Origin of the sequence: Flavobacterium sp. J49, from assembly GCF_011742145.1 — a bacterium.
Classification (GTDB): Bacteria; Bacteroidota; Bacteroidia; order Flavobacteriales; family Flavobacteriaceae; genus Flavobacterium.
The window spans coordinates 89,069-113,037 of the sequence record NZ_JAAQQU010000104.1; the positions used below are offsets into that span (position 1 = coordinate 89,069).

The following is a 23,969-nucleotide window of genomic DNA, read 5'->3' on the forward strand; positions in this document are numbered from 1 at the left end:
ATATTCCTTGTAAAAAGGGAATTAGTTTAGCATCTAAATTTTCAAGACCAACGCAAGTGACTACTTGAAGATTGCTATAACACGGAACGTAAACTATTACACAATGGCAAACAAAATTGACGTTAAAGAATTATTAGAAGCAGGTGTTCACTTCGGACACATGACTCGTAAGTGGGATCCAAACATGGCCCCTTACATCTATATGGAGCGTAATGGAATTCACATTATCAATCTATATAAAACGGCAGCAAAAATTGAAGAAGCTAACGAAGCTTTGAAAAAAATCGCTGCATCCGGTAGAAAAATACTTTTCGTAGCTACCAAAAAACAAGCTAAAGATATCGTATCTGAAAAAGCATTGGCTTGTAACATGCCTTACATCACTGAAAGATGGCCAGGTGGTATGTTAACTAACTTCGTTACTATCCGTAAAGCCGTTAAAAAAATGGCTGCTATTGATAAAATGAAGAAAGATGGTACTTTCATGACTTTGTCTAAAAAAGAAAGACTACAAGTTGATCGTCTTCGCGCCAAATTAGAGAAGAACTTAGGTTCTATCGCTGATATGTCAAGATTACCTGCTGCTTTATTCGTAGTAGATATCAAAGCGGAACACATCGCAATCAAAGAAGCACAAAAATTAAACATTCCAGTTTTTGCAATGGTTGATACTAACTCTGATCCACGTGAAGTAGATTACGTTATCCCAGCCAATGATGATGCTTCAAAATCAATTGATAAAATTTTAACTTTAGTAACTGACGCTGTTAAAGACGGATTAGCCAACAGAACTTCTGATGCTGCTCCTGAAGTTGATGCTGAAGAAACTGTAGAAGTAGTAGCTGCTCCGGTAGCAGAAGCTCCGGCTGTTGAAGCTGAAGCGGCTCCTGAAGTAGAAGCTACCGAAACTAAAACTGAAGAATAAAACAAAAAAATAATTACGAATTATGAATTAAGAATTACGGATTATTTTGACTCGTAATTTGAAATTCGTAATTCGTAATTTACTTTTAAAAAAACTTTTAAATTAAAAAATATTATGTCAACAATCACAATTACAGCTGCAGACGTAAATAAATTAAGACAAACTACAGGCGCCGGAATGATGGACTGTAAAAAAGCTTTGGTTGAAGCGGAAGGCGATTTCGATAAAGCTATACAAATCCTTAGAGAAAAAGGACAAAAAGTGGCTGCTAACCGTTCTGACCGTGAGTCTTCTGAAGGAGCTGCAGTTTCTTTTATCAATGCTGACAATACTAAAGGAGCGATTATCACTTTAAACTGCGAAACAGATTTCGTTGGTAAAAATGAAGCTTTCGTAACTTTGGCTAATGAATTAGTTAAAAGAGCTATTAACTTCTCTTCTAAAGAAGAATTTTTAGCTTCAGATTTCAACGGTATTACTGTGGCTGAAAAATTAATCGAGCAAACTGGTGTTATCGGTGAAAAAATCGAAATCGGTGGTTTTGAAATTTTAGAAGGCGCTTTCGTTGGATCTTATGTTCACGTGAACAAAATTGCTGCCTTAACTGCCATTTCTGCACCAATTGCCAATGCTGACGTTTTAACCAAAGACATCTCTATGCAAGTGGCTTCTATGGGAGCTGATACCTTATCTTACAAAGATTTTGACCCAGCTTTCGTTGCTTCTGAATTGGCTGCTCGTATTGCTGTAATCGAAAAAGAAAATGAAGAAGCAAAACGTTTAGGTAAAACTTTAAAAAATGTTCCTAAATACATCTCTTTCTCTCAATTAACTGAAGAAGTTTTAAAACAAGCGGAAGAAGATGCTAAAGCGGAATTAAAAGCTGAAGGAAAACCAGAACAAATTTGGGATAAAATCATCCCGGGTAAAGTTCAACGTTTCATCTCTGACAATACTACTTTAGACCAAGAAAAAGCTTTATTGGATCAAAACTTCATCAAAGATGACAGTAAAAAAGTAAGCGATTATGTGAAAAGTTTCAACGTTGAAATCACCGGTTTCAAAAGAGTTACTTTGGGATAATCACAAGAATTAAAAATTATTAATTCACCATATTAAAACCCCGGTTCATGCTTGAATCGGGGTTTTTTATTTTCACAAAAAACTGTACATTTGGTTGATTAGGTATGTAAATCAAAACTCATGTTCCAATCCAAAAAAGACACCGTTTATGTGGTGCTGGCCGGCATCTTTATTACGAATGCCGTTGTGGCCGAACTCATAGGCGGAAAACTAATCGATGTAGGCGCTGCCGTGATGAGCATCGGTATTTTACCGTGGCCAATCGTATTTGTCACCACCGATTTAATCAATGAATATTTCGGCGAAAAAGGAGTACGAAGACTTTCCTTCATCACCGCCGGACTCATCGCTTATACTTTTTTTATCTTGTATTTTGCCATGAAAATTCCATCTACCGGAATCAGTTCGGTGACTACAGACCAATTCAATGCGGTTTTTGGACAAAGCCAACTGATCATTGTCGGCAGTATCATCGCCTTTTTAGCTTCTCAGTTAATTGATGTTACTATTTTTCATTTTGTCAAAAGAAGAACCGGCAACAAAATGATTTGGCTGCGAAGTACCGGCTCAACAGTAATCTCACAATTTTTTGACAGCTTTATTGTTTTGGGCATTGCGTTTTGGTTACCGGGAATTATGGACACCAAAACCTATATTATTTCAGGTTTAACGGGCTATACTGTTAAATTAATTATAGCCGTCGGGATGACACCGTTTATTTATTTAGGACATTATTTAATTCAAAAATACATTGCCAAAGATGGAGACTAAAATACGCTGCGCTTGGTGCGAAAAAGACGATTTATACCGCGATTACCACGACAACGAATGGGGAAATCCCGTGTATGATGACGACAAATTATTCGAGTTTTTGATTTTGGAAACTTTCCAAGCCGGATTGAGTTGGTACACGATTTTGAAAAAAAGAGACAACTTCCGCAAAGCGTTTGACCAATTCGATTACAAGAAAATAGCGAAATACAACGAAGACAAAGTTGCCGAACTGATGCAAGACGCAGGCATTATCCGAAATGGTCTAAAAATAAAAGGAACGATTACCAATGCCATTGCGTTTATGGAAGTTCAGAAAGAATTCGGAACTTTCTCTAAATACATCTGGAATTTTACCGGTGGAAAACCCATCGACAACAAGATTAAAAAAATGAGCGACATTAAAGCCACCACACCACTTTCCGACGAAATCAGTAAGGACTTGAAAAAACGCGGATTTAAATTTGTCGGCTCAACGGTAGTTTACGCACACATGCAAGCGACCGGAATGGTAAATGATCACGTGGAAGATTGTTGGAAAAGGAAATAGTTATGAGTCGCGTCAACAAAAAAACTGATCACTGATTACTGAACACTAACTATTCAATACCTTAATAAAAGTCTCCCGGGAAATCTCAAACGCACCCAATTTCTCCAAATGGTCGTTGTGAATTTGACAATCTAAGAGTTTGTAATTATGTTCTTTTAAGTATTGAACCAAAGTCACGAACGCAATCTTACTAGCATTCGGAACTTTTGAAAACATGCTTTCTCCACAGAAAACGTGTCCTAAATCGACACCATACAAACCGCCAACCAATTCGCCATTTTGCCAAACTTCAACCGATTGGGCGAAACCCATTTCGTGTAAGTTAGTATAAGATTCAATAATGTCATCCGTAATCCAAGTGCCGTCTTGGTCTTTGCGTTCTATTTGTTGGCAATTCCGAATCACTTCTTCAAAGCTTTGGTTGAAAGTGATGTCGAACTTTTTCTGGTTCAATAAATTTCGTGTGCTTTTAGAAACTTTATACAATTGCGGCACCACTACCATACGCTCCGAAGGTGACCACCAAAGAATCGGCTCATCTGCATTAAACCAAGGAAAAATACCATTGCGATACGCCAACAGCAAGCGCTCGGTCGACAAATCGCCGCCAACGGCCAAAATGCCCTCATAAGAAGCTTCGTCGACCGGTGGAAAGTATAAATCTTTGGTTAGGAAATACATGTTTTTTAGAAAAATAGAGGAAAGAAGCAAGAGGCAAGAAAAGTATTAAACGAAAAAACCATTCGCACATTTAAACTGTTAGAATGGTCTTTGTTCTTTACTCTTTGCTCTATTTTCTAGAATGGTAAATCGTCGTGCTCTTCTTCGTTAAAGTTGGTAGCCGGTGCAAAAGCTTCTGCCGGTGGCATTGGCGCCATTCCCGGAGCAGCCGGTGCTTCTGCTTGTAGTTTTTCTACTCTCCAACCTTGAATATCGTTGAAATACTTGGTTTCTCCTTGCGGATTCACCCATTCTCTTCCTCTTAAGTTGATTGAAACTTTTACCGCTTCCCCTACATTATAGTTGTTCAATAAATCGCATTTATCTTGCACAAAATTGATACTGATAAACTGTGGATATTGCTCTTCTGTAGCCACAACTAACTCTCTTTTTCTAAAACTGGCACTCACTTGTTGCTCAGGATTAATCACTTTAATTTTTCCGGTAACTTCCATAATTATTGTTTTGCTAAAAGCACTTTCCAAGCCGAAAGCACTTCATTATTATTCAAATATTCTTTTGCTTTTTGGTGTATTTTTTGCTCGTCATCCGAACTCAAAACACCTTTCACCGCAAAATTCTGTTGTACAAATATAGTAATTTCTTCTTCGGTTGGCAAGGCTTCTACATTTCCTAATTTACCCAAATCATTCCCATCAAAAACGGGACTTTTTTTGATAAAATCCGGAATTGCATCCACGCCGATTCCCAATGTCACCAACGGTTTTTCGACTTCAAACAACCCTTGATTCGAACGCGAATACCAATTGCCGCCAAGTCTTGAAACCAAATCAATTTTGCTTTGGTCAATCGCACCTTTGTCATCCAAAACGTTTTCATTGATGTGAATTTTCACCACTTCACAGATAATTAAATTTCCGGCGCCGCCTTGATTGCCAAGCGCAATAATTTCATTGACTTTGCATTCCATTTGCACCGGACTTTCCGCTACGCGAAACGGTTTTACCATATCTGAAGGCAACATCGTTAACCCGGATTTGATAAATTCGTTCACGCCTTCGGCATATTCTGTACTCGACAAGGAAGCTTGTTGGACAATATCGTAATTCACCACATTAATCACAACTTCTTTGGTCGCTTCACAGTTTTCCAAAGTGTGTTTGGTTGTATTATTTCTAACCCTACGAGCCGGCGAAAAAACCAGTATCGGGGGATTCGAACTAAAGACATTAAAAAAACTGAAAGGCGACAAATTAGGCTTGCCGTTTTTATCTACCGTACTGGCAAAAGCAATCGGGCGTGGCGCTACCGCACTTTGCAAATACCCTTGTAATTGCGCCGGTGACAGTGTATGAGGTTCAAAACTGAGCATATTTTTTCTTTTCCCCAAAAATACAATTTTAATTGATTTCAGGAGCGATTGGCTAGGGCATTCTTGGAATCCGTATTCCTGCTTTCTGTTACAATCAACTTTTGCAAAGTTGATTTGCTCGGCAATCAGGGCTAAACAGAAATCGTCTTGCACTTTTGGCGCTTTTGTCTATATTTATAAAAAATTTCAGCATGCAGTTTTCGGAAAAAAGAAACACCACCCGTTGGATTATCATCATGGCATCCTTTGTCATCGTGGCTTTAATTCTCTGGAACACTTATTCTTTTTTCCAAATCTTTAAAAACGAAGAACGTTTGAAGATGGAACTTTGGGCAAAATCCCAGGAAACCTTAATCAACGCTAACGAATATACCGATGTTGATTTACCCTTGCAGATTATTCAAACAGCCACTATTCCTATCATAGTCACCGAAAAGGATTCTATCATCAACACCAAAAATATCGATGAAGATATTCTAAAAGACAAAAACAAACTCCTCCGTTTTTTGCAAAAACTGAAAAATCAAAATGACCCCATTGTCATGCAAATTTCAGAAGGCAAGACACATAATTTGTATTATGGTGACTCTTCCTTGTTGAACAAACTAAAATACTATCCGGTGGCTTTGTTGCTGATTATTTTTCTCTTTGGTGGCTTGGTGTACAACTTCTACCGCAGTACCAAAATGGCCACGCAAAATAAACTTTGGGCCGGAATGGCAAAGGAAACCGCACACCAAATCGGCACTCCATTGTCTTCCTTAATCGGTTGGCTCGAAATCATGAAAGCCGATAACGTGGCTGAGACTACCATCGTTGAAATTGAAAAAGACATCACGCGACTGCAAACCATCACCGACCGTTTTTCAAAAATAGGTTCCGAACCTATATTGGAAAGGCGCAACATCATCGAAGAAACCGAACAATCATTTGATTACTTAAGATCAAGATTTTCCAAACAAGTGGAATTCTCTTTCAAAGCGCCCAAAAAACCGATTATGGTTTTGCTCAATCCGGCTTTGCACAGTTGGACTGTAGAGAACTTAGTCAAAAATGCCATCGATGCCATGAAAGGCCGAGGCAAACTTTCGGTAGCCATTGAAAGCGACAATACTTATGTGAAAATCTTGGTTTCCGACACCGGAAAAGGCATTCCTAAAAACCAATTCAAACGCGTTTTCGAACCCGGTTTTACCACCAAAAGACGTGGTTGGGGTTTGGGTTTATCTTTAACTAAAAGAATTGTAGAAGAATACCACAAGGGCAAAATCAAAGTCGCTCATTCTGAAATAGACAAAGGCACCACTATGCAGGTTACCTTTAAAAAGGCCTAAAAAGAAAATCCCGACAACTCGGGATTTTCTTTTTATAAATTACTTTGAATGGCTTTCGCTAAATCCTCGAACTCTTCTTGAGTCAAAGTCACTTTTCGTTGGAAACGCATGTCATCCATATCGTGAAGCGGAATCAAATGCACGTGAACATGCGGTACTTCTAAACCAACAACAGCCACGCCTATTCTTTTGCACGGAACGGTTTTTTCAACGGCTTTAGCTACTTTTCGGGCGAATTGCATTAAGCCTAAATAGTGCGCTTCTTCCATGTCGAAAATCTTATTGATTTCCTGCTTCGGAATACAAAGTGTGTGCCCTTTGGCATTGGGATTCACATCTAAAAAAGCCAAATAATTATCATCTTCAGCAATCTTGTAAGCCGGAATTTCTCCGTTGACTATTTTGGTAAATATGGAACTCATTCTATCGTTTTAAAAAAATAACTGAACACTGAATACTAATCAATTAGTCTCTTGAGATTTCTAAAATTTCAAAATTTAATTTACCGTTGGGCACACTGATTTCAGCTATTTCACCTACCCTTTTGCCCAACAAACCTTTCCCGATTGGTGAACTCACCGAAATTTTTCCGGTCTTTAAATCGGCTTCGCTTTCGGCCACTAAAGTGTATTTCATTTCCATGCCGTTCGCTTGGTTTTTGATTTTTACATTAGACAAAACCAAGGCTTTGGAAACGTCTAATTGGGACTCATCAATCAATCTGGCGTTAGAATATACTTCTTCCAATTTGGCAATTCTCATCTCCAACATTCCTTGTGCTTCCTTAGCGGCATCATATTCTGCATTCTCCGATAAGTCACCTTTATCTCTGGCTTCTGCAATGGCTTGAGAAGCTTTTGGTCTTTCTATACTTTTAAGCTGTTCTAACTCGTCCTTCAATTTCTTTAATCCTTCTGCCGTGTAATACGATACTGTACTCATAATTTCATCATTTATATAAATAGAAAAAATCCCATCGCAACGGGATTTCTTTTTGCAAAGATATTATTTTTAAACTTATTTCAAATTTGTTTACGTTGTATAACGTATGTCAAAGTTAATTAAATTAAATTTGTTTCGCTATAGTAATTCAATAAATTTATATGAAAAAGATAATCGTTCTGCTATTATTGTTGCCTTTTGTCTTTGGGTGTGAAAGTGGCAGCATTAATAATCGCAATCCCAACATTCCTAATTATACCGTTTATTTGCAAATCAATATGAGTTTGCCCGGTTATAGCAATTTGCAGTTTCCGAGCAATCATATTGTCGATTATTCACAAGGCGCCAGAGGTATAGTGGTTTTCAATAACGGCAGCGGATTTGTAGCTTTTGATTTGGCTTGTCCTAATCAGGCTTTTGCTTCTTGCACTACGCCGATGTCTATCAGTGGCATTGAAGCCACGTGTGATTGCGATAATACGGTTTACAATTTATTCTCGGGTCAAAGTCCGGGACAACAATATCCTATGAAACAATATCGTGTAGATATTAGCGGAAACACGTTAATCATAACTAATTAAAAAAAGCCGAACAGTTCTGTTCGGCTTTTTATTTAGAATTTCAAAGTCAATCCCGCTAAGAAATTGATTCCGGCTTGCGGATAATAATAAGGGTAAACATCCCACATATATCCGTTGGACACATACTTTCTGTCGAACACATTATTGACCAAACCGGTTAAAACAACCGATTTAAAAATGGATTTGGGCTTAATTTCATAAGCAACATTCAAATCGTTTACAAAATAATCGGGCAATTTGGCTGAAGGCAACTCAATGTTGTTCATGTATTGCTCACCGACAAATTTGGACAACCATGATATTTGCAAGCTTTCCAAAGGTTTATAAACCAAAATATTTCCGGCTATAATTGAAGGCGAATAAGCGATATCTTTGGTTCCGACGTTGTCTCCTGAAACGTTCAAATCCAGATTTTTATTTTGGCTCAAAGTAAAATTCGGGCGAATGATTAGTTGTTTGTTCAATTCCAAAGTCACATCTACTTCCAACCCTAAACGGTAACTTTTTTCGCTGTTGGAGCGAATTGGATTGCCGACGTCGTCTAAATTTCCGGTTAGAATCAATTGGTCTTTGTAGGCCATATAATAAACATTGGTATTGATTTGGGCTTTGTCGGAAACATACCGCCAGCCTAATTCAAAATCATCCAACTTTTCCGGTTTGGCATTGCCTCCTTCATAATCGGTGCGGTTGGGTTCACGATGGGCCTTGGCATACGAAAAATAAAAGGTGTTCTTCCCATTCAAATTATAGTTCAAACCGGCTTTTGGATTGAAGAAATTAAAGCGATCATCTACCAAATCCGCCTGAACACCATTGGCTTCATAGTTTACGGTTCGGTATTGTAAATCGCCATACAAGCTGATTTTTTCTGTAATTTGATAATTGGCTTTGGCAAAAACATTTCCATCCGTTTTCACTGCGTAATCATCGTAATAACGGTCTCCTAATTCGGTGGTAGAGGCAAATCGTGCCCAAATTACTTTACCGAAATGGTCGCCTTCGTATTTGTTCCAACCACCACCAAGAATCAAATCAAGTTTGTCTTTTCGATAATTAGCCGAAAAAGTTGTTCCGTAAAAATCATTGTCTAACCATTTTTGGCGGACCAAATCAGTTGTATTAATTGTGGTATTTTCAATGACAATTGGTGTTAAACCATAGTCTCCGAAATCGGCATCTTCTTTATAATTTTCGTAGTAGCCTTTTCCTTTAGTGTAATGTAAGGCCAAGTTTGTACTCCAGTTTTCTGAAACCCTTTCGCTCCAGTGCAATTGGTAATGGTCTTGCTGATAATTGTCGGTTTCGTTGTCATAATAACGTGTATTCCCAAATTCATCGGTATACATTCCGGCCGAGTTGAATGTACGGTCTTCGTTCATGGTAAAACCATCTATTCCGTTCCAAGATTGGTATGTTTTTTCGGTTCCGCCAAAAACCAAAGCTTTGATTAAAGTGGTTTTCCCCACATAAGTACCTTGTAAAAAATAGGATTTCAAGTCCGAAGCCGCGCGGTCTATATAACCCTGCGAATCGATGTTAGACAATCTTCCGGCGAGTTCGAAACGATTGTTCAACAAGCCTGAACTAAATTTCACTGTGTGTTTTCGGGTATTAAAACTCCCAAACGAATTTGAAATTTCACCATTGCTCTGTTGGGCAAAACTATCCGTCAGCAAGTTCAAACTGGCACCAAAAGCTCCGGCGCCATTGGTTGAAGTGCCCACGCCTCGTTGCAGTTGCAAACTTTCCACGGAAGAAGCAAAATCGGGCATATTGACCCAAAAAGTTCCGTGACTTTCCGCGTCATTGTAGGGAATGCCATTAATGGTAATATTCACTCTGGTCGCATCGCTTCCGCGAACACGAATTCCGGTATAACCTACGCCATTCCCGGCATCGGAAGTCGTTACAACCGACGGCATGTAATTCATCAGGATGGGAATGTCTTGCCCGAGATTGCGGAATTTGATTTCTTTTTTGTCTAAGTTGCTGAAAGAAACCGGTGTTTTAGTTGTGACGCGAACGGCGGAAACCAGCACTTCGTCAAGTGCGTTGACTTTGGTGGAATCTTTTGGCTTTTCTTGTGAGAAAGAGAAGCTAAAAGCAAAAAGCAAGAAGCAAGAAACAGTTGTTTTTGCTCTTAAAAAAGTGAATAAAGTTTTCATTCGTAAATAAAGTTACGAATAAAAGGGGCAATTATTCTTTGGTTAAAATTAAAAAATGATTGTTCCTATGACAAAAAGCGTGCACTCTTGTTTGTCATTTTTCCCTTAGCAACATTACTTGCTCAGGTTCATTGGGTATAATCTCAGCTCGTTATTTAGAGCACCCCTTTGAGACGTGGCAAAGATAGAGTTATAAATTCCAATAATCAAAAAACAAATTCCAAAATTTAAAAATGTGGTTTTCTTCTGTTTTGCTTAATCTCGGATAGATTGCGTTTGGCTTTAATTCTTTTCTCAATAACCGAACGCGGAATTTTAGTCGCTTTTCTTTTCTTCGGAACAATTAAAGATTTATTGATTAGTTCCAAAAATCGTTTGGTAACTATGGTTTTGTTTTTGAGTTGGCTTCTGTCTTCGTCGCAGTTTAGGATTAAAATTTGTTCCGAAGTTAATCTGGTGGCCAATTTAACCAAAAGCCATTCTTTTTCTTCGACTGAAAGCGCCTGCGAATTTTTTAAATCGAAAGTCAACACTACTTTGGAGGACACTTTATTGACGTTTTGTCCGCCGGCTCCAGAACTTCTGACAGCCTTAAATTGAAGTTCCGTGAGTATTAGATCAGTTTTCATATTGGGGTTGGTGAGCCGGTTTGAGCAAATCATTAACTGTTTTCACCGGGTTAAAAGTAACCAATGGGACTTCGACAAAAACAGTAATCCATTTGGCCATAGCGCCGTTCCAAAGCCCGGGTAATTCATAGCCTTTGATGTCTTTTCCTCTGTTATTTTTGTGGACAATAAAACCGGTACTATGGTCTACAAAATGGGTCAAATCGAACCTTTGTCCTTTATAATTCTTAGTAGCACAAACCAAATCTACCGGATTAAAATGGGTGGCTTTAGCTAAAATGGTGCCTTGCTCTGAATCGTGTGTATCGACTTGTGAGCTTTCTACAATTTGCAACGAAACATTGCCCTTAAAGCTTCTTACCCAAAAGGGTCCGCCACCGGGTTCGCCTTCGTTTTTAACCATCCCGCAAACGCGAATCGGGCGGTTCAGTTTGTTCTTGATGAAATCGATCTTATTCTCTAAAGTGTATTTATAGAAATCATCCAACACGTCAATGTTCAACTTTTGCTTCATAAAAGCGATGATAACGGCCATGTTTTCTTCCTTCACTTCTTTGCGGTCGATAGCGTTTAATATTTGAAACACCTCTTCTTGCAATTCGAGTAAAATACCGGCTAAGCCTTTTTTGTAAAGCGTAATTTCTTCGATATGATTCTGAATGACATTGTCGATGTTTTTGATAAAAATGACATCAGCCTCTAGGTCATTCAAATTATTAATCAGTGCACCATGACCTCCGGGACGGAAAACCAACAACCCTTCTTCGTTGCGAAACGGTTGGTTGTTCGGATGAACCGCAATAGTATCGGTGCTTTTGTCTTGATATGAGTAACTTACGTTTAGTTTGGTTTTTGATTTAGCTTCTACTTTTTCTTTGACTTTATCAATCACTTTTTTGAATAAATCTTCGTGGTTTTCTGAAACCGTAAAGTGTAAGTGCGATTCCAGATTAGACGAGGCATAAAAGGCACATTCGTTTAAATGTTCTTCCACCGGTGTGGCAATGTGGTCGTTGTATTTATGAAAATCCAGCACAGCTTTGGGTTTATTGGCAAAATCAAAATAATCGTGAGCCAACATCAATTTGATAAAGTGATAACTTTTCTCGTGACTTTCGAGCGAATAATAATTGGGGTGAACTTGTTTTATTTTGGATTTGACTTCTTCGTAAAAAGGGAACTTCTCAATTCCGGCTAAAAAAGTCGGGAGATTTTTGTCTTTTTTTCGATTGATGTAGGCGTTGATGGTTTCGTTTTCGTGATCGAATTCGATTAAAAATTCGTTCAAAAATTTAAACATTCTGCTCGCTGCTCCCGAAGCCGGAACAAACTTTTTGAGTTTGAGATTTGACTTTTTTTGGTCGAAAAAAGAAGCTTGTTTTTCAAACTCTTCTCGGGTTAATTTAACAATACCGTCTCCAATCGTAGCCGGTCTTTCGAGGTATATTTTCGGTATTCCCGATTGAAACAACAAAAGCTCGCCTTCCAGTTTATCCAAAGCAACGCCATGCGCTTTGATTTGCTCAAAGTCGTTTGCCGTTAATCCGTATTTTTTGGCTAAGCTCTCTTTTCTTGTAAAATTCTCTTCCATTCTATATAGCCGTAAACGGCAATAATTGTAAATATTAAATATTGGATAGCGGTAAACGAATAGCCTTTGGCCAAGTACATGGGAATGGAAATAATATCTCCAATAATCCACAAAATCCAATTCTCTATTTTTCGTTTGGCCATCAGCCACATGCCTACAAAGAAAATTCCTGTTACGAATGTATCAAGGTAGGATGTCCAATGGGTAAATTTATCAAAAATTGTGTAAACCGCGACCACAAAAAGAATAGTTAACACAAATATGACAAGCGACCATTTCTTTTCTGACAAAGTCATTCCGGATATAGGATATTGCACTGCGTTATCTTTTTTTCTGGTCCAATGATACCAACCGTAAATGCTCATGACGACATAGTAAAAATTTATCATCATATCGCCTAACAAGGACCATTTCCACAATAAATAAACATAAATTGCCGTATTGATTATTCCTGTTGGAAATACCCAAATATTATCTTTTTTGGCAAACCAAACGCTTAATAATCCGAAAATTATAGCCGTCAACTCCAATACTATTTCGTGGGTTGGATAGTTTTTATACTGGGAAAACAGGAATTCAAGCATTAGTCAAAAAAGTTTAGGTCATTTTCAAATGCCGTCCCAATGACTACTAAATCAGCTCCGGCGTTATAAGCATCCTCAATTTGTTTTTTGGACCGAATGCCGCCACCAACGATTAAGGGCACTGAAATTCTTTGAGCCACCGTTGTTATCATCGACAAAGGAACGGCTTTTTGTGCGCCGCTTCCCGCTTCGAGGTAGATTAATTTGTTTCCTATAAATTCTCCGGCTTTGGCGGTTTGGGCTGCATAGTCCGCATTATTTCGGTCTAATGGTTTGGTTTGACTCACTCTTTCCACAGCAGTTTCGCTTCCGCTTTCGATAAGGATATAACCGGTTGAAATGATTTCTAATTGGTTTTTTTCTAAAATGGGAACTGCATTAATTTGGTGTTCAATTAAATATTCCGGATTTCTACCCGAGAGCAATTGCAGAAATAAGACACCATCAGCTTGTGCGGAAATTTGGGTAGGATTTCCGGGGAAAAGTAGTACCGGCAAACTAGTTTTTTGCTTCAGTAAAAGAATCATTTCGTCTAAATGAGTTCCTTCAAAAGAACTTCCGCCAACAAAAATATGCGTGGCCGGCGTTTGATTAATTTTGGTAACTAAATCTGAAAGGCATTCCACCGTCAATTTATCAGGATCCAAAAGGATGGCTAATCGTTTTTGCTTTTGGGATTTGGATTGAACTATTGCTTGGTATATCTCCATTTTTATTTGTTACTTTCAAAAGCGCATACAAAAACATAGTTTTCGATAAAATCAAAAAGGATGTCAAAGCATTCTACTTTGTTATTGAACCGCAATTCGACGGTACATTTCCTATCTACAAGGCTAAAATCATGCTCAAAGATATGGTCTTTAAAACTGATGCCTACTTCATTCTTTATTTTGAAAACGGACTCTTTGATACCCCAAACCACCGTGGCTTTAAACAGTTCGTCTTCCTTATTTAGATTTTTCAGATGCGAAACATCCATAAAACGCGGTGCTAGTTTGAGGGTTTTCTCCTTAAGGATTTCCAAATCGGCACCAATATTTACAGCACTCAATACAATCACAGAAAAATCATTGGAATGTGAAATGGAAATGTGCTTACCGTCTTGTAAATGGGGTTTCCCGAATTCGTCATAGTACAAATCAAAATCGTTATAACCGGCTTCCATCAGTAATCTTCTCACACTTAGAAATCCTTTTTGGTGGCTTTCCGCTTTCATGCCTTCTAATCGGGCTAAGGAAATGTCTTTTAAAGCTACGCTTCGAAAAAGTTCATCGAAAGTTTCGGTGATTTTCCAAACGTACAATTGAGTCGTTTCGTTTAAAGCTTTGATTTTTAGTAGCGGCATGGGTGATTTTAAATTATCTGTTTGTTTTTCAGAAAATTAAGAGGCTAAACAATTCACAAAAAAGTAAAAAACCTTTTTTTAATTCTTTCCTATTATGTAGCTTTGCAAAAAATTTTAGCTAATATAAATATTTTATAGATGAGTACACAAACTTTGCCTTATGTAGCTTACAAAGTTAAGGATATTAACCTTGCAGCTTGGGGAAGAAAAGAAATCGAATTGGCAGAAGCTGAAATGCCGGGATTGATGGCCCTTCGCGCTGAATATGGTGCCAGCCAACCTTTAAAAGGAGCTCGTATTGCCGGATGTTTGCACATGACCATCCAAACGGCGGTTTTGATTGAAACCTTAATTGCTCTTGGAGCTGAAGTTACTTGGTCTTCTTGTAACATTTTCTCTACGCAAGATCAAGCGGCTGCGGCTATTGCTGCTGCCGGAATCCAAGTGTATGCATGGAAAGGTTTAGACGAAGAGTCTTTTGACTGGTGTATTGAACAGACTTTATTCTTTGGTGAAGACAGAAAACCATTGAACATGATATTAGATGATGGTGGCGATTTAACCAATATGGTTTTTGACCGTTATCCTGAATTGATTCCGGGCATCAAAGGTTTATCAGAAGAAACCACTACAGGCGTTCACCGTTTGTATGAAAGAATGAAAAACGGAACCTTATACATGCCGGCTATCAACGTAAATGACTCGGTTACTAAATCTAAATTTGACAACAAATACGGTTGTAAAGAATCAGCTGTTGATGCAGTTCGTCGTGCTACCGACATCATGTTGGCCGGAAAAAGAGTAGTCGTTTGCGGTTACGGTGACGTTGGTAAAGGAACAGCAGCTTCTTTCAGAGGTGCGGGTTCTATTGTTACCGTTACTGAAATCGATCCGATTTGTGCTTTACAAGCGGCTATGGACGGATTTGAAGTAAAAAAATTAAACACCGTTGTAGGCAATGCTGATATCATCATCACAACTACAGGGAATAAAGACATCGTTGTGGGAAGTCACTTTGAGCAAATGAAAGACAAAACAATCGTTTGTAACATTGGTCACTTTGACAATGAAATTGACATGGCTTGGTTGAACAAAAACCACGGTGCGTCTAAAGTTGAAATCAAACCGCAGGTTGACAAGTACACCATCAACGGAAAAGACATTTTAATCTTGGCTGAAGGTCGTTTGGTAAACTTAGGTTGCGCTACCGGTCACCCGAGTTTTGTAATGAGTAACTCATTCACGAACCAAACTTTGGCTCAAATTGAATTGTGGAACAACTCGGCTAATTACAAAAACGAAGTGTACATGTTACCAAAACATTTGGATGAAAAGGTAGCAGCTTTGCACTTGGCTAAATTAGGCGTTGAATTGGAAACTTTGAATGAGGAGCAAGCGGCTTACATTGGCGTTGAAGTTCAAGGACCATACAAACCTGAGTATTATAGATACTAATAAATTACGAATTAGTAATTACGAATTACGAAGTTTATGTTATAAAGAACCCTTGCTGAAAAGCGAGGGTTTTTTTATTGGCTGACAAAAAAGGCCAACCCAAACTAGCCCCGATTGGAGCGGCACCTGCCGGCAGGCAGGCGAAGTACAGCGGAAAGCGGGAATAGGGAAACCAAGAACACCCAAACCTTTCGCTCCAAACCCGAGCCAAAGGCGAACTGAGCGAAGCTAAACAAAAAACCCGCTCATTGCTGAACGGGTTTTGTATTTTGATAAGAGTTTGTTCTTATGCCTCGAATGGAAGGATAGACACAAATGATTTGTTGTCTCCTTTTTTCTGGAATTTCACAATTCCGTCAACTTTTGCATGTAAAGTATGATCTTTACCCATGTAAACGTTTTCACCCGGATTATGTTTTGAACCTCTTTGTCTAACGATGATATTACCAGCAATTGCAGCTTGACCACCATAAATCTTAACGCCTAAACGTTTCGATTCTGATTCTCTACCATTCTTAGAACTACCGACACCTTTCTTGTGAGCCATGACGTTTTAGTTTTTAAATGTTAATTATTCTTCTGTAGTTTCCGCTTTTTTTGCTTTCGGAGCTTTTGGCTCTGCTGCTTTCTCAGCTTTTGGTTCTGCAGCTTTTGCCGCTTTCTTAGGACCAGTAGCACTGATTCCTTCAATTACAATTTGAGTAAGATACTGACGGTGTCCGTTTCTTTTCTTGAATCCTTTTCTTCTTTTCTTTTTGAAAACGATTACTTTGTCTCCTTTTAAGTGTTGTAACACTTTGGCTTCTACTGAAGCACCTTCTATAGCTGGGGCGCCTAAAGTAATGTTACCATTATCGTCTAATAAAAGAACTTTGTCAAAAGAAACTTTTGAACCTTCTTCATTAGCCAAACGGTGAACATAAACCTTTAAGTCTTTGCTTACTTTAAATTGTTGCCCTGCTATCTCTACGATTGCGTACATAACAATGATGTTTAATTAATTTTTAAGTGCGCAAATATACGACTATTTCTTTTACACACAACACTCAAACAAAAAAAGTTCGTTCCTGTTATTCGGTGGATTAAACTGCCTGTCATAAATTTGTTTTATTGTTAAAATTTTGGATAAAAAAAAGTACTTTTGGTGTAACAAAACTAAAGGTTAGTTAACTAACTGAACAATCAACGAAAAAATTTCAATTTTTTATGAAAAAATCATTAATTGCTTTAAGTTCATTGCTTATGCTTGGAGGAACAGCGCATGCTCAAAAGGTCGCTTTTGAAGAGTACGATTTACCTAATGGTCTGCATGTAATTTTACACAACGATCCATCTGCACCGGTGGTTATTACTTCGGTAATGTACCATGTAGGTTCTAAAGACGAAAACCCTGAAAGAACAGGATTTGCACACTTTTTTGAACACTTATTATTTGAAGGAACCGAAAATATCAAAAGAGGTGAATGGTTCAAAATTGTAACTTCAAACGGAGGAACAAACAACGCCAACACTTCGGAAGACCGTACTTATTACTTCGAAGTTTTCCCTTCTAACAATACCGAATTAGGATTGTGGATGGAATCAGAAAGACTGATGCATCCGGTAATCAACCAAATTGGGGTTGATACACAAAACGAAGTGGTTAAAGAAGAAAAAAGACTACGTGTTGACAACCAACCTTATGGTCAATTAATTGCCGAGGTAAAGAAAAACATGTTTAAAGTTCACCCTTATCGTTGGGCTCCAATTGGTTCAATGGCGCATTTAGACGCGGCGACTTTAGAAGAGTTTCAAGCTTTTAACAAAAAATTCTACACCCCAAACAATGCGGTCTTAGTCGTAGCCGGTCAAATTGACATCGCGCAGACTAAAGCTTGGATTGAAAAATATTTTGGCCCAATACCAAGAGGTGTTGAAATCAAAAAAGAAACTTTTGTTGAAGCGCCAATCACTGAAACCATCAAGGCAAGATACGAAGACCCAAATATCCAAAAAGAAATGGTTGTGGCTTCCTATAGAACGCCTTCAATGAAGACTCGTGACGCCAGAGTTTTGGATATGATTTCTACTTATTTGAGCAATGGAAAAAGTTCAAAATTATACAAGAAAATTGTAGACGATAAAAAAATGGCCTTACAAGTAGGCGCTTTTAACTATAGCCAAGAAGATTACGGTCAGTACATTTTATACGGAATGCCGCAAGGAGAAAACACTTCGGCTGATTTAATTCGTGAAATTGATGAAGAAATTGTAAAACTTCAAAACGAATTAATCACCGAGAAAGACTATCAAAAACTACAAAACATTTACGAGAGTAACTATGTAGACAACAATGCCAGCGTTGAAGGTGTTGCTGAAAACTTAGCGACTTATTACCTATTGTATGGTGATGTAAATTTGATCAATACAGAAATTGAAATGTATCGCACTATCACTCGTGAAGAAATCAGAGATGCCGCTAAAAAGTATTTAAACCCTAATCAACGTTTGATTTTGGATTATGTTCCGGCCAAAGACAAAGCTCAAAACTAAGACTCAAAGTATCATGAAAAAAACAATTATAGTATTATCAAGCTTGTTTTTAACTTTAACTATGCAAGCACAAGACAGAACGCAACCAAAACCGGGTCCGGCGCCGACTATCAATATCAAAAAACCTGAGACTTTCTCTTTGCCAAACGGCTTAAAAGTTTTGGTAGTTGAAAACCACAAGTTACCTAGAGTATCTTTCAATTTAACGATTGACAATACCCCTTATGCTGAAGGCAACAAAAAAGGAGTTGACGATTTAACCAGTAGTTTAATCGGAAACGGTTCTACTAAAACCCCGAAAGACGCTTTCAACGAAGAGATAGATTTTCTTGGAGCCAATATTAATTTCTTTTCTTCTGGAGCTTCGGCCAGTGGTTTGTCAAAACACTCTAAAAGAATTTTAGAATTGATGGCGGAAGGTGCTTTGATGCCTAACTTCACTCAAGAAGAATTTGACAAAGAAAGAGACAAATTAATCGAAGGTTTAAAAACCCAAGAAAAAAGCGTTTCCGCTGTAGCCGGAAGAGTAGAAAGAGTTTTAGCTTATGGTAAAAATCATCCTGCCGGTGAATATTTATCAGAAGAAACCATCAACAATGTTACTTTGGCAGATGTTAAAGCAAACTACAGTACTTATTTTGTTCCTGAAAATGCTTACCTAGTAATAGTTGGCGATGTTAAAACCAAAGACGTAAAGAAAATGGTGACGAAATTATTCGGTTCTTGGACTAAAGCTATGGCGCCAAAATTGACTTATTCAAACCCAACTAACGTTCAATATTCTCAAATTAACTTTGTGGATATGCCTAATGCGGTTCAATCTGAAATCACTATTTTAAATACCGTAAATTTAAAAATGGGTGATCCAGATTTCTTCCCGGTAATTTTAGCGAACCAAGTTTTTGGTGGAGATTTCAACAGTTATTTGAACATGAATTTGAGAGAAAAACACGGCTGGACTTATGGCGCACGCTCAAGTGTTGGTTTCGACAAAAATATCCACAGTACTTTCAAAGCCAATACCCAAGTTAGAAACGCGGTAACTGACAGTGCCGTTGTAGAAGCCTTAAATGAGTTGAAAAAAATCAGAACTGAAAAAGTAGCTGATGATGTTTTGAGCAATGTAAAAGCCGGGTATGTAGGCCGTTTTGTAATGCAGGTTGAAAAACCAACTACTGTGGCTCGTTATGCTTTAAATATCGAAACAGAAGGTTTACCGGCTGATTTCTATGAAAACTATATCAAAAATATCAATGCAGTTACTCCTGAAGACATCATGAGAGTGGCTAATAAATACTTCTTAGCTGATAACTTAAGAATATTAGTGGTTGGAAAAGCTTCTGAAGTACTATCCGGATTAGAAAGTTTGAAAATTCCAATTTTCTACTTTGACAAATTTGGTGTTCCAACCGAAAAACCGGCTATGAAAAAAGCAGTTCCAGCCGGCGTAACTGTAAAAACAGTGGTTGATGCTTATATCAATGCTATTGGTGGCGATAAAGCAATTAAAACCGTAAAATCTATTGCTTTCTTAGGCTCAGCTAAAATTCCTCAAGCGCCAATGCCTCTGACTTACACTTCAAAAACTGATTCTAAAGGAAGATTTGCCGAAGAATTATCAATGGCCGGAATGGGTTCATTAATGAAACAAGTGGTAAACGGCAATACCGGTTATGCTGCACAACAAGGGCAGAAAAAAGTATTAGAAGGTGAAGATTTAGCCGATTTGAAAAAAAATGCAGTATTGTTCGGTGAAACTTTATTGGCGACTAAAGCCGGTGTAACCGTAACAGGTATCGAGTCTTTAAACGGAAGCGATGTTTACACTGTGGTTGATGGTGATACTACTTACTACTTTGATGTAAAGTCTGGGTTGAAAGTTGCCGAATCTACAACCGCTGATCAAGGTGGACAAAAAGTTACTCAAGTAACTACTTTTGCTGATTACAGAGATGTAAAAGGAGTAAAAGTTCCTTTCAACCAAATCATGAATGTTGGTTTTGAATTAGACATCAAAATGTCTGAAGTAAAAATCAACGAAGGCGTTTCTGATGCCGATTTCCAATAGTTGAAATTTATATAGATTAAAAGAAAGACCGTTAGTAATAGCGGTCTTTTTTATTTCTTACTCGAAAGATAAACCCCAATCAAAATAATAAAAGCCCCGATAAACTGAACCGGAGTCAATATTTCGTTGTCTAGCAATCCCCAAAAGAAAGCCACTACCGGAATTAAATAAGTAACCGAAGTCGCAAAAACCGGAGAAGAAATCTGTATCAATTTGTAAAAAAGCACATTGGCAATTCCGGTTCCGATGATGCCCAAAACCGCAACAAACATCATAGCGTGTTGTACTTGCTCTACCTGAACCACCGAAAAGAAATCGGTGAAAGACAGTATAATTAAAGCCGGAAACAACATCACTAAAAAGTTGCCGACCGTTATAGTTAAAGGTTTTAAATCGGATAAATATTTTTTGATGAAATTTACATTCATCGCATAACAAATCGAAGCCATCAACACCAATATCGTGTACCAATAATTCTGATTCGGATGGTGTGAAGCGCCGTTAAAAATCAGCAACATCGTTCCGGCAAAGCCAATTACAACACCTATGATTTGGGTTCGTTTAAAATCTAACCCAAAAACAACAGCACCCAAAATAAGTGTGTTCAATGGTGTCAACGAATTGAGTATCGAACTTACTGAACTACTAATTTGGGTTTGCGCAATGGCAAAAAGATACGCCGGAATAAAAGTTCCAAACAAAGACGTCAAGGCAATAAACTTCCACTTGTGCAGCGGAATCGTCATCAGATTTTTAAAGCCGATTATCAAAAGAAACAAGGCGCAAAATATAATTCGCAACGAACCCAATTGAAAAGGATTCAAGCTAACCAATCCTTTTTTAATCAAGATAAATGAGCTTCCCCAAATCAAGGCAAGCACGATTAATATAAGCCATTTAAACTGTTGTGATTTCATACGTTTTTTCTACGATTCAAATTTTGTAATTATTTTAAGAATAATAACTTTAATTTTTATTTATTTTTGTCCACACACAAACAAGCAATTAAAATATAAATACCATGAATTTCACCAAATCATTAGTAACCTTGGGTATTGCCTCAACCATGCTTTTCAGCTGCAAAGATACCGCGAGTAAACCTGCCACTGATGACAACAAGGAAGAAGTTACCGCAACCGAACAAAAAGCTCCGGCTGTAGCGGCCAAACCCGAAACGGCAAGTTTTAAAATAGAAGGAATGACCTGTTCTATGGGTTGTGCCAAAACCATCGAAAAAGAATTGGCGCACATGAACGGCGTACAAAAAGCAACGGTAGATTTTGATAAAAAAGAAGCCACAGTCGAATTTGACGCAGCGGTTTTAACTCCGGAAAAATTATATGCAACTGTTGAAGCTACCGGTGACGGAACAACTTATAAAGTAGTTGCAGCCAAGTAACACCACAAACAGACAAACTAAAAAGGAACTCAAAAGAGTTCCTTTTTTTATTTAGCGTCGCTTCGTTCGGCCTAACGGCTTTGGGTCCACTGAATGGTTTCCAGTAATTGTTGCATATCGTTTTTAATGTAATCGGCTGCCGGCATTATCGAATCGAAATTGGGTTTGGCGTAAAAATAAACCGAACCGGTTACAAAATGCTTCGTGCTATCCGTGGCATAAAATTGGGCGTTGGTAGCCGCATTCCCTCTTACTTGATAAAACATACCATAAACTTTTTTATCCGGATTGATATAAGGCTGTTCCAAAATATCGTCGGCTTTGATTACGTGTTCGTAGGTCAACTTTTGCGCATCTCTCAACAATTTATTGATATCACCATTAACCGTTTTATAGGTCAAGTAAATGGTCGCTTTCATTTTGGGATAATGGATGGAAAAACCGCAGTTTTTATCTTCTTTGATAATGGCATCTTCATTGATATCGAACGCTACCGGACAATGATTACTGAAAGCGGCATATTGCGCTACCGGATAATCCAATCGCAATTGGCTGGCCGGTTTAGGCAACACTTCATTTTTGCAACTTGTAAAACTCGCCAGCAAAACTACCGTTAAAAAACCTATTATTTTATTTGTCATTATTCAATTATTCAAGCGTTACTTTTAGTTGTTTAATCCTTTTTTTGTCGACTGTCTCTATGGTAAAAAGCACTCTTGCAAAATGGATTTTTTGTCCTTTTTTCGGAAAATTTCCGAGTATTTCAAGGATGAATCCGGCCAAGGTTTCCGCTTCTCCTTTTCGCTCTTCAAATGCTTCTTCGTCAACCGAAATAATTCGGTAGAAGTCTTTGAGGTTGATTTTCCCTTCAAAGAGGAAATTCTTATCGTCAATTTGGGAAAAATTAATATTTTCATCGTCAAATTCATCCGAAATATCACCAACAATTTCTTCGATGATATCTTCTAAAGAAACCAACCCCGAAGTTCCGCCGTATTCATCTACCACTATGGCCAAATGACTTTTCATGCGTTGGAAATCTTTAAGCAAATCATCTAGTTTTTTATTTTCGGGCACAAAAAACGGTTCGCGCATTAACTGTTTCCAATCAAACTCCTTTTTATGAATGTGCGGAATCAAATCTTTCACAAAGAGTATGCCTTCAATTTGGTCGATACTTTCGCGGTAAATCGGAATTCGCGAGTAGCCTTTGTCTACAATTTTAGGATAAATATCAGCAAAGGTTTCTTCTATTTCAAGCGCAAATATATCAATTCTGGGGCTCATCACTTGCTTCGTATCAGTGTTTCCAAAAGAAACGATGCCTTCTAAAATTTTTTGTTCATCAAAAGTAGTATCGTCTGTTGAAGTCATCTCAAGGGCTTGTGACAATTGGTCTACCGAAATATTGCTTTTTTGTCTTCCCAATTTTTCATGCAAAAAATTCGAAACCGAGCGCATCGGCAAACTGACCGGCGAAAGCAATTGGTCTAAAACATACAAAGGTTGCGCCATGCAAATAGCAAATTTGATATTGTTGCGACTGGCATAAACCTTGGGCAACACTTCGCCAAAAAGCAAGATTAGGAAAGTAATTAAAATGACCTCAACAACAAATTTAATCAAAGGAGATTCGATAGCGGTAAAGAGTGAATTCCCCACAAATGAGAAGAGAATTACCACGGCTATATTGACAAAATTGTTGGCCAGTAATAAAGTTGCCAGTAGTTTTTTGGGCTTTTGTAAAAGTTTGGAAATTAAATTGGCTTTTTGTGGACTTTCATTGGACAATTTGCTCAAATCATTTTGCGAAAGCGAAAACAAGGCCACTTCTGCTGCCGAAACCATGGCCGAACAAAACAGCAGGAAGACAATTCCTAAACTCCCAAAAAGCAGGCTGGTATCTAAAGTATCGAAAAAAGTTAAACCGGGCTCGGGGTCCAATGGTGTAGAAGTTAG

The 23,969-nt window shown here is 38.0% G+C and carries 26 protein-coding genes; 10 read left to right on the forward strand and 16 right to left on the reverse strand.

Annotation, left to right across the window (positions count from 1 at the left end; translation table 11 throughout):
• Window positions 1-103 precede the first annotated feature (103 nt).
• From rpsB to HA632_RS06950, 4 genes are all read left to right on the forward strand, one after another.
• The gene (rpsB, locus tag HA632_RS06935) at window positions 104-925 is read left to right on the forward strand and encodes a 30S ribosomal protein S2 (RefSeq protein WP_176306471.1); all 822 of its coding nucleotides are present in this window, start codon (window positions 104-106) and stop codon (window positions 923-925) included.
• A gap of 114 nt (window positions 926-1,039) precedes the next feature.
• On the forward strand, window positions 1,040-2,008 hold the full coding sequence (gene tsf / locus HA632_RS06940; protein WP_176306472.1) for a translation elongation factor Ts: 969 nt from the start codon (window positions 1,040-1,042) through the stop codon (window positions 2,006-2,008).
• A 120-nt stretch (window positions 2,009-2,128) separates the two neighbouring features.
• Window positions 2,129-2,779 (forward strand): queuosine precursor transporter, encoded by a 651-nt coding sequence (locus HA632_RS06945; RefSeq protein WP_176306473.1) that lies wholly within the window; start codon window positions 2,129-2,131, stop codon window positions 2,777-2,779.
• Window positions 2,769-3,329 carry a DNA-3-methyladenine glycosylase I gene (locus HA632_RS06950; protein WP_176306474.1) on the forward strand — a complete coding sequence of 187 codons (561 nt, stop codon included), beginning with the start codon at window positions 2,769-2,771 and terminating at the stop codon, window positions 3,327-3,329. Before HA632_RS06945 ends, HA632_RS06950 begins: the two co-directional genes overlap by 11 nt.
• Window positions 3,330-3,374: 45 nt before the next feature.
• On the opposite strand, the gene aat is transcribed toward HA632_RS06950, so the two are convergent.
• The 3 genes from aat to HA632_RS06965 all read right to left on the reverse strand — a co-directional run bounded on the left by aat (window position 3,375) and on the right by HA632_RS06965 (window position 5,382).
• Window positions 3,375-4,010, reverse strand: a complete 636-nt coding sequence (aat, locus tag HA632_RS06955; protein ID WP_176306475.1) for a leucyl/phenylalanyl-tRNA--protein transferase — start codon at window positions 4,008-4,010, stop codon at window positions 3,375-3,377.
• 116 nt (window positions 4,011-4,126) lie between these two features.
• Window positions 4,127-4,504, reverse strand: a complete 378-nt coding sequence (locus tag HA632_RS06960; protein ID WP_176306476.1) for a DUF3127 domain-containing protein — start codon at window positions 4,502-4,504, stop codon at window positions 4,127-4,129.
• A 2-nt stretch (window positions 4,505-4,506) separates the two neighbouring features.
• Window positions 4,507-5,382, reverse strand: a complete 876-nt coding sequence (locus HA632_RS06965; protein WP_176307159.1) for a flavin reductase family protein — start codon at window positions 5,380-5,382, stop codon at window positions 4,507-4,509.
• 191 nt (window positions 5,383-5,573) lie between these two features.
• Here HA632_RS06965 and HA632_RS06970 point away from each other — a divergent pair, with 191 nt between their 5' ends.
• Window positions 5,574-6,716: a PAS domain-containing sensor histidine kinase gene (locus tag HA632_RS06970; protein WP_176306477.1), complete on the forward strand. Its 1,143-nt coding sequence runs from the start codon at window positions 5,574-5,576 to the stop codon at window positions 6,714-6,716.
• Between the two features lie 32 nt (window positions 6,717-6,748).
• Here the strand turns inward: HA632_RS06970 and HA632_RS06975 are convergent, their stop codons facing one another.
• A complete protein-coding gene (locus HA632_RS06975; protein WP_176306478.1) occupies window positions 6,749-7,138 on the reverse strand; it encodes an HIT family protein in 390 nt (129 codons plus the stop codon).
• A 43-nt stretch (window positions 7,139-7,181) separates the two neighbouring features.
• Entirely contained in the window at window positions 7,182-7,658 is a 477-nt protein-coding gene (gene greA, locus HA632_RS06980; RefSeq protein WP_176306479.1) for a transcription elongation factor GreA, read from the reverse strand.
• 161 nt (window positions 7,659-7,819) lie between these two features.
• Here greA and HA632_RS06985 point away from each other — a divergent pair, with 161 nt between their 5' ends.
• The gene (locus HA632_RS06985; RefSeq protein ID WP_176306480.1) at window positions 7,820-8,239 is read left to right on the forward strand and encodes a hypothetical protein; all 420 of its coding nucleotides are present in this window, start codon (window positions 7,820-7,822) and stop codon (window positions 8,237-8,239) included.
• Window positions 8,240-8,271: 32 nt separating this feature from the next.
• Here the strand turns inward: HA632_RS06985 and HA632_RS06990 are convergent, their stop codons facing one another.
• The 6 genes from HA632_RS06990 to HA632_RS07015 form a co-directional block, all read right to left on the reverse strand.
• Window positions 8,272-10,407, reverse strand: a complete 2,136-nt coding sequence (locus HA632_RS06990) for a TonB-dependent receptor (protein ID WP_176306481.1) — start codon at window positions 10,405-10,407, stop codon at window positions 8,272-8,274.
• A gap of 227 nt (window positions 10,408-10,634) precedes the next feature.
• On the reverse strand, window positions 10,635-11,036 hold the full coding sequence (gene arfB, locus HA632_RS06995) for an alternative ribosome rescue aminoacyl-tRNA hydrolase ArfB (RefSeq protein WP_176306482.1): 402 nt from the start codon (window positions 11,034-11,036) through the stop codon (window positions 10,635-10,637).
• Entirely contained in the window at window positions 11,026-12,627 is a 1,602-nt protein-coding gene (locus HA632_RS07000) for a DUF4301 family protein (RefSeq protein ID WP_176306483.1), read from the reverse strand. Before HA632_RS07000 ends, arfB begins: the two co-directional genes overlap by 11 nt.
• Window positions 12,594-13,211, reverse strand: a complete 618-nt coding sequence (gene pnuC, locus HA632_RS07005) for a nicotinamide riboside transporter PnuC (protein ID WP_176306484.1) — start codon at window positions 13,209-13,211, stop codon at window positions 12,594-12,596. Before pnuC ends, HA632_RS07000 begins: the two co-directional genes overlap by 34 nt.
• Window positions 13,211-13,921: a geranylgeranylglyceryl/heptaprenylglyceryl phosphate synthase gene (locus tag HA632_RS07010; protein ID WP_176306485.1), complete on the reverse strand. Its 711-nt coding sequence runs from the start codon at window positions 13,919-13,921 to the stop codon at window positions 13,211-13,213. The genes pnuC and HA632_RS07010 overlap by 1 nt, the downstream gene beginning before the upstream one ends.
• 2 nt (window positions 13,922-13,923) lie before the next feature.
• Entirely contained in the window at window positions 13,924-14,556 is a 633-nt protein-coding gene (locus tag HA632_RS07015) for a 4'-phosphopantetheinyl transferase superfamily protein (protein ID WP_176306486.1), read from the reverse strand.
• Window positions 14,557-14,694: 138 nt separating this feature from the next.
• Here HA632_RS07015 and ahcY point away from each other — a divergent pair, with 138 nt between their 5' ends.
• Complete coding sequence (gene ahcY / locus HA632_RS07020) at window positions 14,695-16,011, forward strand: adenosylhomocysteinase (RefSeq protein ID WP_176306487.1); 1,317 nt, start codon at window positions 14,695-14,697, stop codon at window positions 16,009-16,011.
• A gap of 286 nt (window positions 16,012-16,297) precedes the next feature.
• Here ahcY and rpmA read toward each other — a convergent pair whose 3' ends face one another.
• Both rpmA and rplU read right to left on the reverse strand, forming a co-directional pair.
• Window positions 16,298-16,558 (reverse strand): 50S ribosomal protein L27, encoded by a 261-nt coding sequence (rpmA, locus tag HA632_RS07025; RefSeq protein WP_131474614.1) that lies wholly within the window; start codon window positions 16,556-16,558, stop codon window positions 16,298-16,300.
• Window positions 16,559-16,582: 24 nt separating this feature from the next.
• Complete coding sequence (gene rplU / locus HA632_RS07030; RefSeq protein ID WP_176306488.1) at window positions 16,583-16,993, reverse strand: 50S ribosomal protein L21; 411 nt, start codon at window positions 16,991-16,993, stop codon at window positions 16,583-16,585.
• Window positions 16,994-17,217: 224 nt separating this feature from the next.
• Here rplU and HA632_RS07035 point away from each other — a divergent pair, with 224 nt between their 5' ends.
• Together HA632_RS07035 and HA632_RS07040 are read left to right on the forward strand one after the other, a co-directional pair.
• Window positions 17,218-18,543 carry a pitrilysin family protein gene (locus HA632_RS07035; protein WP_176306489.1) on the forward strand — a complete coding sequence of 442 codons (1,326 nt, stop codon included), beginning with the start codon at window positions 17,218-17,220 and terminating at the stop codon, window positions 18,541-18,543.
• Between the two features lie 13 nt (window positions 18,544-18,556).
• Window positions 18,557-20,611, forward strand: a complete 2,055-nt coding sequence (locus tag HA632_RS07040) for a pitrilysin family protein (protein WP_228778760.1) — start codon at window positions 18,557-18,559, stop codon at window positions 20,609-20,611.
• Between the two features lie 50 nt (window positions 20,612-20,661).
• On the opposite strand, the gene HA632_RS07045 is transcribed toward HA632_RS07040, so the two are convergent.
• Window positions 20,662-21,528, reverse strand: coding sequence for a DMT family transporter (locus tag HA632_RS07045; protein WP_176306490.1), 867 nt, complete (start codon window positions 21,526-21,528; stop codon window positions 20,662-20,664).
• A 104-nt stretch (window positions 21,529-21,632) separates the two neighbouring features.
• On the opposite strand from HA632_RS07045, the gene HA632_RS07050 reads away from it, so the two are divergent.
• Window positions 21,633-22,010 (forward strand): heavy-metal-associated domain-containing protein, encoded by a 378-nt coding sequence (locus tag HA632_RS07050; protein ID WP_176306491.1) that lies wholly within the window; start codon window positions 21,633-21,635, stop codon window positions 22,008-22,010.
• 71 nt (window positions 22,011-22,081) lie between these two features.
• On the opposite strand, the gene gldD is transcribed toward HA632_RS07050, so the two are convergent.
• Together gldD and HA632_RS07060 are read right to left on the reverse strand one after the other, a co-directional pair.
• Window positions 22,082-22,651, reverse strand: coding sequence for a gliding motility lipoprotein GldD (gene gldD / locus HA632_RS07055; protein WP_176306492.1), 570 nt, complete (start codon window positions 22,649-22,651; stop codon window positions 22,082-22,084).
• Between the two features lie 7 nt (window positions 22,652-22,658).
• On the reverse strand, window positions 22,659-23,954 hold the full coding sequence (locus HA632_RS07060; RefSeq protein ID WP_176306493.1) for a gliding motility-associated protein GldE: 1,296 nt from the start codon (window positions 23,952-23,954) through the stop codon (window positions 22,659-22,661).
• Window positions 23,955-23,969: the final 15 nt, after the last annotated feature.

Bases quoted from the DNA above. Each gene is read 5' to 3' on its own strand.
- rpsB (WP_176306471.1), top strand. From the start codon at position 104: ATGGCAAACAAAATTGACGTTAAAGAATTATTAGAAGCAGGTGTTCAC.
- tsf (WP_176306472.1), top strand. From the start codon at position 1,040: ATGTCAACAATCACAATTACAGCTGCAGACGTAAATAAATTAAGACAA.
- HA632_RS06945 (WP_176306473.1), top strand. From the start codon at position 2,129: ATGTTCCAATCCAAAAAAGACACCGTTTATGTGGTGCTGGCCGGCATC.
- HA632_RS06950 (WP_176306474.1), top strand. From the start codon at position 2,769: ATGGAGACTAAAATACGCTGCGCTTGGTGCGAAAAAGACGATTTATAC.
- aat (WP_176306475.1), bottom strand. From the start codon at position 4,010: ATGTATTTCCTAACCAAAGATTTATACTTTCCACCGGTCGACGAAGCT.
- HA632_RS06960 (WP_176306476.1), bottom strand. From the start codon at position 4,504: ATGGAAGTTACCGGAAAAATTAAAGTGATTAATCCTGAGCAACAAGTG.
- HA632_RS06965 (WP_176307159.1), bottom strand. From the start codon at position 5,382: ATGCTCAGTTTTGAACCTCATACACTGTCACCGGCGCAATTACAAGGG.
- HA632_RS06970 (WP_176306477.1), top strand. From the start codon at position 5,574: ATGCAGTTTTCGGAAAAAAGAAACACCACCCGTTGGATTATCATCATG.
- HA632_RS06975 (WP_176306478.1), bottom strand. From the start codon at position 7,138: ATGAGTTCCATATTTACCAAAATAGTCAACGGAGAAATTCCGGCTTAC.
- greA (WP_176306479.1), bottom strand. From the start codon at position 7,658: ATGAGTACAGTATCGTATTACACGGCAGAAGGATTAAAGAAATTGAAG.
- HA632_RS06985 (WP_176306480.1), top strand. From the start codon at position 7,820: ATGAAAAAGATAATCGTTCTGCTATTATTGTTGCCTTTTGTCTTTGGG.
- HA632_RS06990 (WP_176306481.1), bottom strand. From the start codon at position 10,407: ATGAAAACTTTATTCACTTTTTTAAGAGCAAAAACAACTGTTTCTTGC.
- arfB (WP_176306482.1), bottom strand. From the start codon at position 11,036: ATGAAAACTGATCTAATACTCACGGAACTTCAATTTAAGGCTGTCAGA.
- HA632_RS07000 (WP_176306483.1), bottom strand. From the start codon at position 12,627: ATGGAAGAGAATTTTACAAGAAAAGAGAGCTTAGCCAAAAAATACGGA.
- pnuC (WP_176306484.1), bottom strand. From the start codon at position 13,211: ATGCTTGAATTCCTGTTTTCCCAGTATAAAAACTATCCAACCCACGAA.
- HA632_RS07010 (WP_176306485.1), bottom strand. From the start codon at position 13,921: ATGGAGATATACCAAGCAATAGTTCAATCCAAATCCCAAAAGCAAAAA.
- HA632_RS07015 (WP_176306486.1), bottom strand. From the start codon at position 14,556: ATGCCGCTACTAAAAATCAAAGCTTTAAACGAAACGACTCAATTGTAC.
- ahcY (WP_176306487.1), top strand. From the start codon at position 14,695: ATGAGTACACAAACTTTGCCTTATGTAGCTTACAAAGTTAAGGATATT.
- rpmA (WP_131474614.1), bottom strand. From the start codon at position 16,558: ATGGCTCACAAGAAAGGTGTCGGTAGTTCTAAGAATGGTAGAGAATCA.
- rplU (WP_176306488.1), bottom strand. From the start codon at position 16,993: ATGTACGCAATCGTAGAGATAGCAGGGCAACAATTTAAAGTAAGCAAA.
- HA632_RS07035 (WP_176306489.1), top strand. From the start codon at position 17,218: ATGAAAAAATCATTAATTGCTTTAAGTTCATTGCTTATGCTTGGAGGA.
- HA632_RS07040 (WP_228778760.1), top strand. From the start codon at position 18,557: ATGAAAAAAACAATTATAGTATTATCAAGCTTGTTTTTAACTTTAACT.
- HA632_RS07045 (WP_176306490.1), bottom strand. From the start codon at position 21,528: ATGAAATCACAACAGTTTAAATGGCTTATATTAATCGTGCTTGCCTTG.
- HA632_RS07050 (WP_176306491.1), top strand. From the start codon at position 21,633: ATGAATTTCACCAAATCATTAGTAACCTTGGGTATTGCCTCAACCATG.
- gldD (WP_176306492.1), bottom strand. From the start codon at position 22,651: ATGACAAATAAAATAATAGGTTTTTTAACGGTAGTTTTGCTGGCGAGT.